Raw genomic sequence first — 12910 nt, forward strand, 5'->3', positions numbered from 1 at the left:
ACACCGTCGTTCAGGTGTCGAACTCACCCAGCCAGCTGCGCAGCAGCAGGTGTTTGGGCAGGTAGTCGGACTCGACCTCGATGGGGATGACGCCGGCGTCATGGGCGAGGCAGGCAACGGCGAGGGGGCCGATGGCCACTAGGCCCGTGGGGTCAGTGGCCCGTTCCTCGTCGGCGGTCCAGTACTGCTTGTGGAGCTCCAGGGCCTGGACGAGCGATGCGTTGAACCTCTCGCTGTCCTCGCGGACGTAGTAAAGGAACATTTCAAGGGGCGGGGACAGAATTTTGAGGATCAGCTCGCGGGGGGCGACCCGCAGGGTTTCGGGGTCTGTTTCGTTCAGGGCTTCGAGGAGTTTGTCGAGTGGTACTGAGCGTTCCCTCCAGGAAGTCTGAAGTGTGTCGACCCACGGGTAGATGTAGTCGTCAAATATGGCACCGGAACTGCGCAGCAGATCAAGGGGGATGGCGCTCAGCATGTCCAACCTGGACGATTCACGGCAAATTACTGACAGCCAAAAAGCGGTGATCCATGTACCGGCGTCCGTGTAGTATTGCGGGCCGGTGGCGGGGATTGTCCTCATGTTGTGGTCGATCCGGCACTGAATCGAGCCTTCGGTGGAATTCGCAGCAGCGAAGATCGCGCTTGAGGTCTGCATTGCCGTGATGAATGCCTCCCACGTCTCGATCTTGCTGGCGGTGGGGTCGAGGAGGCAATGGACCTGCGCCACCGTCTCGGCTGTGGCCAGCGCGCGGGCCAGCGTCCGCGGCGAACTCTCGACACGACTGAGTGATTGCGTGAGCCCCCCGCCCAGTACCTCAAGGAGGCTGCTGGCGTTGCCGACCGTGTCAGTCGGCAACTCATGGCGAGATACGGTCACTGGCACCTGTTCAGCTCCCTTGGTCGATGTCGAAGTGCCTCATGACGTAGCCATCATACTGACCGTCCTCGGACTTGGCCTTGACTACGACATAGTCCAGTTTGTTGTCGTCAAGGGCCTTTTGGAGTTCAACGGCGAGCTTGGCCTCATCGAGGTCCCCGGCCCCTCGTTTTTCCATCTGGACGATGATCGCCTCGAAGTACGCACGGTGGCCCTGCATGACCTGCCGTCCTGACAGAGGCCCGTCAGGCAGAGACGCGCGGTCCCCGAGCCGCGTGGTCGGGGATGCTTTCGCCTCGACCACGACGAACCCACCATCGGGCCGTCGCCATATCTGGTCGAATCGATTTTTCCCTCGCGCCCTGTTGTCGACGCGAGTGGCGCCGGGAAAGTTCTCCGGAATGGCATGGTTCGCCGCCGCGGCATCGCCGAGATCTTCACCGGCCCGACTCATCTGGTCGTGCAACGGCGGGTGGGCCGTGTTGGCATCATCGCGAGCGCGTTTGTTCCCGGGCGTCGGGTTGGCGTCGTATGCCGCTTGGGCATCCTTCTGCGCTTGGTGGGCGGCCTGGTCCGCGTCGATCGCTCTCTGGCGCTTGGCGGCAGCCTCGTCGAGGGCCTTCTGGTGCGGGTGGTCGTCCCCGGGTCGATCCCCGACCTTGGACGGGCCGTCCTTGTAGAGGGGTGGGAGGGGCGGTGGAGCGTCGCTGGCAGGGATCCACTTTCCCGGACGCGTCGGGTCGGGCTTGAGTTGCGGCAGCGGGTTGCCGTTCTCATCCCTGCCTTCGGTGCTGTGACGGTGACCGTCGGAGCGGTAATGCTGCTCGAACCATGTGCGGTCGGAATTGGCCTTATCGACCTGTATTCGGACCACCGCCATCGGGTCCTCAGGGGAGGGGTACCTGGCCGAACCGGCGGGGCGCTCGGGCGGTTTGACGGGCGGGATGCCGCCACCACTACCGTCGGGCAGTGGGGTTTCCTCGGTCAGGGGCTTCGGTGCGTCGTCGGCGACTTTGCCGTCGGTGGCCTTGAGTTTGGCGGCCGCCTTTTCCAGGTCCTTCTCCGTCTCGTCCAGGACGCGGTGGAGGGTGCCGGGTAACTTCCTGAAGATGTCCTCGGCTATGGACTTCAGAGCCGCTTCCAGAACTTGGACGACGTGCCACTTGCCGCCGGCGGAGTGGGTTTCGATCTTGCGGGCGTTGGCCCGGCGGTGGGCCCGGATGCTGGCGTTCTCGACACGGCTCTTGTGGGTTCTGGCTGTGGCGGCGACGCGTTGGAGGGCCTGGTAGTCCGCCTTCAGGGTGAGGGTCTCGAAGACGACGGTGGTGCTGCCGGTCAACATCTTGGAGACGGTCGCGCTCACATTGTTGCTGACCTCTTCGGCCGCCTGGTTGACGAGGTAGCCGACGATCTTGTTCTCGAGTTCCTGGAGCACGAACTTGACCGCCGTCTTGGTGAGGGCGATTTCCAGCGGTAGTTCACCCTCGGCTATGCCCAAGGTGAACAGGGCCTCGCCCTGGGTCGCGATGACCTCGGCCGCCAGGGCGCTCGCCTCCGCGATCACCACGCCCTTCTGGATCTCGACTGCCTTGGCGGCGATGTCGAGGGCCCCGGCGAAGTCGTGCATCGGGCCGCGCATGGCCATCATCTGGGAGTGATGGTGGTCCCAGTGCTCGGCCAGGGTGCTGACCGCGCCGGACTGGTTGGTGTCCTTCAGGCCGTGGACCGCGTCATGGCTCAGTTGGGACAGCTGCGTGATCTCCGTGGTGAACTCGCGCAGGTCCTTCGCCCAGCCGCGCAGTTCGTCCTCGTCGATCGCCGGCCAGGGAAGACCGAGGAAGTTGAACGCGTCGACGACCCAGCCTGGCAATTCGAGAGACATCAGGACCCCCGCCTTCACGCGTCGCCGTCTCCTGCAAGGACGCGTTGTCTTTACTCATGATGCTGGACGGGTTGCCGCCGGTTCCCTGGTGGTGGGCATCGACGGTCGACGTGGACGAGATTTCGCCAACCTGCGGGATGGTGCCCGTCATGTTTTCCGGCCGGGAACCATGGACTGCCGTCCGGTTGTCTTCTTCCGTAGGCTGATGCGGAGGTACCGGCGCTTTTGTGCATCGCATTGCGCAACCGCCGGCCCAATGGGCTTATCCCGTTACCGCTGTTCGATCGAGAGTTGGGATCCTTCATGGCGAATGTGAACGTCACGTACCAGGAGATGCAGGACGCGGCGACGAAGCTTCGTTCGGGGCAGTCCGACATCACGGACAAGCTCAATACGCTGCAGAAGTTCATTCAGGGCCTGGTCAACGGCGGCTACGTCACGGACCGGTCGTCCAAGCAGTTCGACCAGTCATACTCGGAGTTCACCAACGGGGCGACCAGGACGATCGAGGGGCTGGAGGGCATGGCGAAGTTCCTGGAGCATGCGGCCGCGCTGTTCCAGCAGACGGACGAGGATCTGGCCAAGGGTGCCCGCGGCTGAAGTCCACGGGCTGGAGGAGTTCGACTGGGCCGCCGTCTCGCTGTTGGGGGCGGTGGCCCACTGGCATATTCGGGGAAGGGTGCGGCTACGCAGTTCCGGTGTGGCACATGTCGGGGGCGGAAGCGTACTCCACGATTCCATTCGTGAGGATCAGGGACGTCACCGTGTAACAGGTCCCGGGTGAGACGGAATTGGCTGGAAACGTCGCCACGGGATCGGCGTTGCCGGCGGTTCTGCGCGGAGACGACTGCGTCCCTCGGACCTTCGCCTGCACGACATAGCCGCTGATCCGCTGAGCCTGTTCCGGGAGTTGCCAGGTGACCTGCACCTGGCCGTCGGCTCTGGTCACGGTGACGTGTCGCGGCATCAGCACAGGCAGCTGGTCGGTGGGTACGGGCCGTGGGACGGCGGTGCTCGGCGACGCGGTGGGTGATGCCGCCGGGTGCTTGTCGCCGTGGCCCAGGAGCAGGGTCAGCGCGGTTGCCGCGCCGGCGAAGACCACCAGTGCCGTGCAGGCGGCGATCAGCCGGATGCGCGCCTGACGTCGGGCCTCCCGCCGGGCGGACTCGGCCCCGGTGTCGGTGACTTGCTCGTCCTCGTCGGCGGGGTCCCAGCCGGGCAGTGGAAGCACGGGCGCCGGCTCGGGTTCCAGGGCGGGCACGCGGGAGGAGTGCGTGTCGGGCAGGAGGAGCCGCAGCGTGCGGTGGATCTCGGTCAGCGGAGGGCGGCCCTCGGGGTTCACGGACATCATGCGGCTGACCAGGGTGAGAAGTGCTTCGGGCGCGTCAGGCCGGGCCGGGTGTGGTACCTCGCCGCGCAGCACCGCCTCGTACAGCTCGGCCCCGCCGGCGCGGGCGGCCTCGGCGTGGGCGGGTGCCCCGTTCAGCAGCGCGTAGAGGGTGGCTCCGAGGCTGTAGACGTCGGCGGCCGGGCCCGGTTTCTCCCAGCCGAAGAACTCCCGCGGCGCGTACAGCGGGTCGAAGACCGAGCCGAGGCCGGGCGCGGCTCGTTGCAGGACGCGGTCGATGCCGTGGTCGGCGAGCAGCGCGTCCCCGGCCGCGTCGAAGAGGACGTTGCCGGGGCGCACCGCCAGGTGCAGGACGCCGCGGCGGTGGGAGGAGTGCAGGGCCAGGGCCAGGCGCGTACCGATGGCGATGACGTCGGCGGCGGGGAAGGGACCGGTGGTGCCGAGGAGCGACTGCGCGTCGCCGCCCGGGCAGAACTCCTGTGTGACATACGGCCGGTGGTCGCTGGTGACGCCCGCTTCCAGGACGGGGACGGAGCACGGGTGCCTCGCGGCGGCACCAGCGGCGAGGAGTTCGGAGTGGGCGGCCAGCCGTGGCCGCTCCTCCTCGACGGCGACGTGCAGGAGTTTGACGGCGACCTCGCTTCCCGTCTCGTCCTCCCGGCAGAGGAATACCGTGGCGTGCCGGCCTGCGCCGACGAGGCGTACCGCGGTGTAGCCGGCAGGCACCATGGAGCCCTGCTCGGGGGCCAGGGACTTCGCGGGTTGCAGGTGGTGGGCCGCGGGCCGGGGGGCAGCCGGGCCGCTCGGCGCTCCGGCCGCGCCGGTCCATTCCGGCGTTCGGTTCACCTCGGGCCTCCCTGGTTGTCGGCGGTTGCGGTGGCGTCGGTTCGTGGTGCGGTCATCTGCCCAGCAGCGCGGCGGGACGAAGCGCCCGGCGCAGGCGTTCCCGGCGCGGGACGGTGGCCAGGACCGCCTTCTCGACGATGTCGCAGTGGGACCAGGCCGCGTCGGCGGTGGCCAAGTCGGCGGGCCGGCCCCCGTAGCCGATCTCGTTGACCAGTTGCGCCAGTTGGGGCAGCCGCGCGCCGGCGGCGCCGCCCACGCGGTCCTGGCCGAACGCCGCGACCTCCTGCGCGGTGTGGGCGCCGGTGGCGGGCAGGCCGATCTCGGTGAGGCGGTCGGTGATCTGCTGCCACGCGCCGATCACCCGCAGACGAGTGTCGGGATTCCCGCGCCGCCGGGCACGGCGCCGGTGGGGGACCCACGCCGCGTACAGCAGGTAGCCGCAGGTGAGAGTGAGCAGCAGCACGAGCGCCCAGGCCCAGGTGGGCAGGCCGCCGGAGCCCCCGCCCGGCTGCGAACCCGCCGCCGCGTGTCCGGAGGCCTTGGGCGCGGTGGTGGGGCGGGCCTGCCCGGTGATGTCCCGGTCGACGTCCTGGCGCTGCTTCGGCTCGCCGGCCGGAGGTGCGGACGCCCCGGACTTCGACGTCTCACCGGGGGTCGGGTAGAACGGCACCCATCCGACGCCCTTGAACTCGACCTCCGGCCAGGCCAGGACGTCCTTGCCGGTGATCTGCCAGGTGCCGGGGGCGATCCGGGCGCCGGGGCGGAAGCCGACCACGACGCGGGCGGGCAGCCCGAGGGTGCGGGCCATGACGGCGTACGAGGCGGCGAACTGCTCCGAGGTACCGCGTTTGCCGGTGGTGAGGAAGAACTCCAGCGAGCGGTAGGTGTGGCCCGGCAGGGCGGCCGGGTCGAAGGCGTGGCCGTTCCGGAGCCAGTCGGCGAGGCGGCTGGCCTGCTGGTACGGGTAGGTGCTGCCGCCGGTGGCCTGGGCGGCGAGCTGCTGGAAGGTGTCGACGGCGGGAATGGGGCGACCGGCCGCGTCGGTACGCGGGAGCGCGAGCATGATCGGGTCGTCGGCGACGTCGGCGTATTCCAGGCGTTGGGAGTCGTACACGGGGACCTGTGAGGTGGCGGAGTAGGTGAGCCCGGAAGGGATGTCCTCTCCGGTGGACAGGACGCCGGTGTCCGGGTCGACGAGGACGGATGTGTGGGCGGGCGTATGAACGGCCGCTGGCCGGTCGGCTGCGGGCAGCCAGATGCCCGGCAGTTGCTGGATGGTGAAGCGCTGGGTGAGCGTGCTGGACGTGACGGGCGCCGCGGTGCCCTGCGGGGCGGGGACGCGGCCGCCGGTGCGGGTCAGCTTCGCGCTGGGGGACCAGGTGACACCGTCGTAGGTGTCGAGCACGGCGAGGCGGTAGTTCTGCGCGGCGGCGGCCTTGACGGTGAAGACCTTCTCGTCGCCGTTGCGCATCCAGGCGGCCACCTCGTCCAGCGGGCTGGTGGTCTGCGGGCGTACGGTCGCGGGCGGCACGGCGCCGCGCGGGTCGTACGGGGTGCCGAGTCCCGGCAGGTGGGTGCCGAGCAGCCCGGCGGCCAGCGCCAGTCCGGCGGCGAAGGGCAGGCCCAGCCCCAGGGCTCGGCCGGACAGGTGGGCTCGGGAGCGCACCAGCGCGAGCGCGGCGGCCAAGCCGGCGAGCGCGGCGACGGCCGGCGTGTTCGAGCCGGTGCCGTCCACGCCGAGGAGCAGCGGGACGCCCAGCGCCAGGACCGCAGGCACGGCGGGCAGGAGCGGGCTGCTGGTGCGCAGGGCCAGTTCGGCTGCGGCGAAGGCGGCCAGCCACAGCACCGCGTGCGGCAGGACGAGCAGCCGGTGGTCGCCGGGGGCGGGCAGGATCACGGTAAGGACGGCGTGCGGCGCGTCGAGGAGGGCAGAGCCCTCGGTACGTACGGTGGACGGTGTCGGCAGCCCGCTTCCCGCACCACGGAAGAGCGTGGCGCTGACCGTCGCGAGCCAGGCCACGACCGTCAGCAGCACGGACGGCCACAGCGGGCGCGGAGGCCGGTCCGCTTTCCCCAAGAGCAGTCCGGACAAGACGGCGGACAGGGCGACCGGTACGACGGCGGCGACGGACACCACCGGCAGCAGGCCGCGCAGGGTGAAGACGCGGTGGAAACCGTACCCGGATGCGGCGGTCAGGGCGGCCACCAGCGGCAGCGACCACAAGCGGCGGGCGCGGCCCAGGCCGTGGGCGGGGGCGGTCTGCAACGCGGCCCGGCGCTGCCCGGCGCCGGCCGCGGTCGGGCGGGGAGTGGGGGCGGCCCACGCCCAGTCCGGTCCGTCGGTGTGCGGCGACAGGGGCGCGGTGCGGACCGGGCGGCCGGGGGCCGAGCTCATCGCACCGCCTCCCATCGCCATGTGGCGAGCAGGGCGTTCAGCGAGGTGACGTGCACCTGGTGGACGTCCCTGCCCGTGCCCGCCACCTGGGGAGAGCCGGCCGCTTCGGCGCCGGCGCGCAGCATCGCCACGCGGTCGAAGCGACGACCGACCCGACCGAGCGCCGCGAGACCATCCGTGTCGCCGGTGCCGGTGACCACGACGAGCTGGCCGCCACCGCGGTGCTGTTCCAGGTCGTCGAAGGCGGCGGCGCAGGACCGGCGGTCTGAGGGCACGGTCAGCGCCAGCCGGTCGAGGAGGGCCTCCGCGTCGCCCGCCGACCCCTGGGCGCGCAGGACCGGGCCGGTCTCTGTGACCACGTAAACGGGGAAGTTCGACCGGGCGGCGGCGTACGCGACGGAGGCGGCGCAGTCCACGGCGAGCTCGAAGTCGTCCTCGCCGCCATAGGCGGTGCCGCGGGTGTCCAGGACGACGGTGGTGTGGGGCAGGGCGACGTCGACCATCTGCCGGACCATCAGCGTGCCGGTTCGGGCGCTGGACCGCCAGTGCACCCGGCGCAGGTCGTCGCCCAGCACGTACTCGCGCAACGCGTGGAAGGTCAGCGAACCGTCATCGGCTGTGTCGGAGGTCGGGCCCTCGATGTGGTGCGCGGTGCCGGAGGGCAGCACCGGCAGCAGGCAGATCCGCGGGCGGACGACGAGGGTGCCGACGGCGCCGTAGGTGCGGGCGCGGCAGGACAGGCCCAGCGGATCGGTCCGTTCGACCTGGAGCGGACCTATCTGGACGATGCCGCGGCGGCCGGTGGGGAGGGGGTAGCTCGCCTCGTGGGCGTCGCCAGGGCGCAGCATGGGGATGTCGGCGCTGGGCGCCTGGTCTCCGGCGCGGTCGCGGACCCGCAGGCCGCGCCTGGTCCGGCCGCCGGTGTTCGTCAGGGTCACGAGGGCGTCGGCGTGCTCGCCGCGGCTGACCTTGTGCGGCGTGACGCGGCGCTCGGCGGTCAGGTCGGGCCGGAGCCACGTCCACACCACGGCCGCGGTGACCGCGAGCAGGCAGGCCGCTCCCAGGGCGGCCGCTTCCCCGTAGCCGAGCGCGTATCCGGCCGTGGTCAGGGCCGCGCCGGATACGAAAGTGCCCCAGCCCGTGGGCGTCAGCATCACACCGGCGCTCCGCTGTGCTGAGGCACCGGCACGCTCGCCAGTACCTCCGCGACGACATCGCCACCGGTGCGTGCGCTCAACTCCGCCTCGGGGGTGAGGATCAGCCGGTGCGCCAGCACGTACGGGGCCATGGCCTTGACGTCTTCCGGGACGGCGTACGTGCGGGCCTGAGAGGCCGCCCGCACGCGTACGGCACGCAGCAGCGCGATGGACCCGCGGGGGGAGGCACCGAGCCTGACGTCCGGCAGCGCGCGCGTCGCGGCCACCACCCGGACCATGTACTCGTACAGCGGCTCGACCACCGTGGCCCGCTCCGCGACACGCGCGAACTGGGCGATCTGCTCCGCGGTGGCGACGGTGGGCAGTGACTCGGGAGTCAGGCTGGAAGCCGAACCGGACAGGACGGCGATCTCGGCGGCGAGGTCCGGGTAGCCGACCGTGATGCGCATCAGGAAACGATCGAGCTGTGCCTCCGGCAGAGGATAGGTGCCGCCCATGTCCACCGAATTCTGGGTGGCCAGCACCATGAACGGGCGCGGGACCTGGTGGGTCCTGCCGTCCGCGGTGACCCGGCGCTCCTCCATCACCTCCAGCATCGCCGACTGCGTCTTGGGCGAGGCGCGGTTGATCTCGTCCCCCAGCACGACGTTGGCGAACACCGGGCCGGGCATGAACTCGAACTGCCCGGTGTTCTGGCGGTAGACGGTGACACCGGTGATGTCGGAGGGCAGGAGGTCCGGGGTGAACTGGACCCGGGCGAACTTTGCCTCCACGCACGAGGCGAGACACCGGGCCAGGGTCGTCTTGCCGGTGCCCGGCACGTCCTCGATCAGCAGGTGTCCCTCGGCGAACAGACAGGTCAGCGCGAGGTCGATGACGGGGCGCTTGCCCTTGACCACCCGCTCGATCGTGTCGCCGAGCGCCTGGAAGCACTGGGCGAAGAGGGCGACGGCGTCCTGGTGCTGGTAGGGCGGGGATGCGGTCATGGCACTGGCTCACTTCGTCGTGGTGCGGCGCGGGTCATGTGCAGGACCAGACAGCGGGGTTGTCCCGGGCATCGAGGTAGACGTCGGCTACGTAGCCGCTGGTGCCCTCGTAGGTGATTGAGGCCCAGACGTCGCTGGTCGTCTTCGAGTAGGGGTCGTTCTCCGTGGAGCCGACGGTCTTGCAGTGCACCGTCACCTGCGGTGTGGTCTTGCCGGGGATGCCGCCGATGTGCTGGCCCGCCTTGGTGGTGGGCTGGGACCGGATGCCGACGGGGATGGTGTCGTGGCTGTTGTTGGTGATGTTCATCTTCTGGTCCGGCGGCGTGAGGTCGAGCGTCCCGCCGACGGTGCCGCTGGAGCCGGCGGCGTTCGAGGCCGTCACCGACACCGCGTACGCCTGGCTGTTGGCCAGGCCGGTGTAGGTGTGGCTGGTGTTCTCCGTCGTCACCGTGCTCGGGCCGGTGACGGTGTACGTCGTCGGCGAGCCAGCATCCGTCGGTGCCTGCCAGCTCAGCGTGCCGCCGTGGCCGCCGGTGGGGTAGGTCACCTGCAGGTTCTGCGGCGCGCCGGGGGCCAGGCACGGCCGCGCCGGCGCGGAAGGAGCGGACTCCTTGTCGCCCGCCCCTCCGGCGTACTTCGCCACCACCGTGAAGGTGTACTGGCGGGAGCAGGAGCCGCCGCGTACGTCGAAGGTGAACGGGCCGCCCGGCCCCACCTCGCTCGGTGCGACCGTCGCGTCGGCCGGGGCTCCCTTGAGTACGTAGCCCTGCGGAGTCACGCCCGAGGCCGCGGCGAAGGTGACAGTGATCCCGCCGGCGCCGGACTGGACCTGCGGAGTGCCGGGTGCCTTGGGTTCGGGGCAGCCCGGCTGCCACTGGGCGGAGCAGTTCCGCTGCGGCGCGTGCGGCGGGGGCTGCGACTGCGACGGGTGCGGTGCGTCGGAAGGACTCACCTGCACGGTAGGACCAGGGGCAGGCGGGGGCTGCGGCTTCGACGGGTGCGGTGCGTCGGAAGGACTCACCTGCACGGTAGGACCAGGGGCAGGCGGGGGCGGCGGGTTCTTCGTGGGAGGTGGGACGGGGGGCACATGGTTCGGTACCGGCTGCTGTGTCTTCTTGGGCGCGGAGGGGACGCCGGTCTTGTACTTGCCGATGTGCTTGACCTGGCCGCCCGCGTTGATGACGGCGGCGGCAGCGTTGTGCTGGTCGTTGACCCACAGCAGACCGTTGCGGACGAACAGTTCAAGGGTGCCCTTGGCACCGGTGACCTTCACCGCGTCGTCGAACTGCGAGGAAGCGGTGTCGTACACCAGCAGGCTGCCCAGGCTCTCGTCCGGTATGTAGACGTGGGTCCCCAGGACCTGGGGGGCGCCCAGGGTGTCTCCCTCGGCCGGGACCTTGGCGTTGGTCGTCTGACCGCTGCGGATGTCGACCAGGTCCAGAGTCCCGGCCCCGGTGCCCAGTATCGGGACCAGGGAGCCGTCCGTGCGGGCCGGCACCAGGACGGTGGCCGGTGCGGAGCCGGCGATGCCGCCTTGAAGGTTGAACGTCTGCCTGGTGCCCGAGAGGGAGACCACTTTGACGACCCCGGCCGTCCGGTCGGTCACCACCGGCGTGCCGCCGGCCAGCGTCAGCAACAGATCATGACGGGCGGGGGACACCTTCACCGGCGTGCTTCTGACACCGTTGACGAACGGCACCACCGTGCCGTCGTCCGGGACGGGCACCCACAACACGCCCTTGTCGTCCACTCCCGCCGCACCCAGGTGCGGCTTGAGGGTCACCGGGGTGCCCACAGGCGTGGTCATCACCGGGTCGATCCGCTGGACCGTACCCTTGAGCGGGTCCACCACATAGGCGTACGACCCACCGGACGCCAACTGCAGCCCCGAAGCCCCGTAGTCGGCGGACTGCTCCGCGGTGAGCTGCGCGGGATCGATCCGGACCACCTTGCCTGTCGTCCTGTCCAGCACCAGGACGGTCTTGCCGTCCTGGGAGATCGACACCTCGTGCCTGCGCGTACCAGGCAGTTGCGTCTTGCCGTCCACGTCGCCGGTCAAGCCGTCGGCATGTGTGGCCTCACCCTTGTCACTGCTCGACAGCCACGCGCCGATATCGGCTAATCGCGGCAGCGACCCAGAGGTGCCCACGCCCACCGCCACGGAGGCGCCGATCAGGGCGCCCACCGCCGTCACGGCCAGATATCCGGTGGCCCGGTTACGCGTCGGACGCACCGCGGCCCAGACGGCCGTGGCCGTGGAGCCCGCACGCAGCTTCAGGGCCGCGGCTGGGCCGATCCGGCTCGCAGAAGACGCTGGCGTCGTCTCGCGCAGTCTGTGCGGACGTAACGCCGGCCTCGAACCGTTGTCCTCTCCTGACGTGCTCATCGCGCCCCCCGGCGGATGGTGACTGTTCCGCGACCCAGGGTATCGGCCGCACCGGCGGCCCGTCAGGACCAGCCGCATCCTGTGACGGACACGTGACAGACGGCCCTGCGCGCGGCTCGGGCGCAGGGCTCGGCCATCCATGTCTGCGCACGATCTCCCGGGGGAATCGGTGATCGGCGACAAGCTCACCACCACGGACCTGCCTCCCGGGCCCTGTTGGTGAGCCGGGTGTGAGCCCGGACGCCGCTGGACCCGTACCGGAGCCCCCTGGAGGTCCCGGCCCCCGGAGCCACCCTCGTTCGAGTGACCCTTGGCCGGCCCCTGGCCGGCACCCTGCCCGCCCCGCCGGAGTGTCGTGGCGGCGGGGTCCGCAACCGGGGTGGGGGCTGGGGCGTCGGAGACGCAAAGGGGCGGGGGAGGGGTGGGCATGGGTGGGGAGCTGTTCGGGCTGGGGGCGGTTGTCGTGGCCCAGCCTCGGCGGGGGCTGTTCGGTAGGTACAAGGGGCCCGTGCTGGAGCTGTGCGACGTGGACGGCACGCCGCTGGCCGATGTCGAGACCGGGCGGCCGGGCCGCATGTACACGGTGGTGAACCGGGGCGGCGGCGTCGCCCTGCGGATCGAGGTGGGCACCCGGCGGCTGCGCCCGCACTTCCGGCTCACCGACGGCCAGGGCGCCGCCGTGGGGACGGCGCAGTCGCGCAGGGTGCTGCCGCGGGCGTTCGCGCTGGAGCTGCGCGGGGCGGACGGGGCCGGGCTCCTGCTGTCGCGGACCACTCCCGCGAGCCTGCAGTGGGCGGTCCGCGAGGGCGAGCCGAAGGCGTCTCCCGTCCTCGGCACGGTGACGTCCTCGGCATTCGGTCCGCTCCACACCCTGCTGCGCTACGTCGTGGAGTTCAGCGACGAACTCGGGCCGGCCCAGCGGCAGCTCGTGGTGGGCTCCGTCGTGTGTCTGCACCTGGTACGCCGGGTCCTCGGCGGCTCGTCCGCCCCGGCCTGACCCGTCGCCCGTGCGCCGCGCGCCGGCCGCCAGGAC

Annotated in this window: 9 protein-coding genes; 2 read left to right on the forward strand and 7 right to left on the reverse strand. The window is 70.7% G+C overall.

Annotation, left to right across the window (positions count from 1 at the left end):
* Positions 1–10 precede the first annotated feature (10 nt).
* Both OG900_28475 and OG900_28480 read right to left on the reverse strand, forming a co-directional pair.
* Complete coding sequence (locus tag OG900_28475; GenBank protein ID WUH93658.1) at positions 11–883, reverse strand: immunity 49 family protein; 873 nt, start codon at positions 881–883, stop codon at positions 11–13.
* Positions 884–887: 4 nt separating this feature from the next.
* Positions 888–2759, reverse strand: coding sequence for a hypothetical protein (locus OG900_28480; GenBank protein WUH93659.1), 1872 nt, complete (start codon positions 2757–2759; stop codon positions 888–890).
* A 303-nt stretch (positions 2760–3062) separates the two neighbouring features.
* Here OG900_28480 and OG900_28485 point away from each other — a divergent pair, with 303 nt between their 5' ends.
* Entirely contained in the window at positions 3063–3359 is a 297-nt protein-coding gene (locus tag OG900_28485; GenBank protein WUH93660.1) for a WXG100 family type VII secretion target, read from the forward strand.
* A gap of 85 nt (positions 3360–3444) precedes the next feature.
* Here OG900_28485 and OG900_28490 read toward each other — a convergent pair whose 3' ends face one another.
* From OG900_28490 to OG900_28510, 5 genes are read right to left on the reverse strand one after another with little or no spacing between them, the layout of a single operon-like run.
* Positions 3445–4953, reverse strand: a complete 1509-nt coding sequence (locus OG900_28490; GenBank protein ID WUH93661.1) for a serine/threonine protein kinase — start codon at positions 4951–4953, stop codon at positions 3445–3447.
* A 52-nt stretch (positions 4954–5005) separates the two neighbouring features.
* Positions 5006–7348 carry a DUF3488 and transglutaminase-like domain-containing protein gene (locus tag OG900_28495; GenBank protein WUH93662.1) on the reverse strand — a complete coding sequence of 781 codons (2343 nt, stop codon included), beginning with the start codon at positions 7346–7348 and terminating at the stop codon, positions 5006–5008.
* Positions 7345–8502 (reverse strand): DUF58 domain-containing protein, encoded by a 1158-nt coding sequence (locus OG900_28500; GenBank protein ID WUH93663.1) that lies wholly within the window; start codon positions 8500–8502, stop codon positions 7345–7347. Before OG900_28500 ends, OG900_28495 begins: the two co-directional genes overlap by 4 nt.
* Positions 8502–9491, reverse strand: coding sequence for a MoxR family ATPase (locus OG900_28505; GenBank protein WUH93664.1), 990 nt, complete (start codon positions 9489–9491; stop codon positions 8502–8504). The genes OG900_28500 and OG900_28505 overlap by 1 nt, the downstream gene beginning before the upstream one ends.
* A gap of 34 nt (positions 9492–9525) precedes the next feature.
* Complete coding sequence (locus OG900_28510) at positions 9526–11724, reverse strand: hypothetical protein (protein WUH93665.1); 2199 nt, start codon at positions 11722–11724, stop codon at positions 9526–9528.
* Between the two features lie 580 nt (positions 11725–12304).
* Here OG900_28510 and OG900_28515 point away from each other — a divergent pair.
* Positions 12305–12874 carry a hypothetical protein gene (locus tag OG900_28515; GenBank protein ID WUH93666.1) on the forward strand — a complete coding sequence of 190 codons (570 nt, stop codon included), beginning with the start codon at positions 12305–12307 and terminating at the stop codon, positions 12872–12874.
* The last annotated feature ends 36 nt before the right edge of the window (positions 12875–12910 follow it).

This window comes from Streptomyces sp. NBC_00433, from assembly GCA_036015235.1.
In the GTDB taxonomy this organism is placed as follows: domain Bacteria; phylum Actinomycetota; class Actinomycetes; order Streptomycetales; family Streptomycetaceae; genus Actinacidiphila.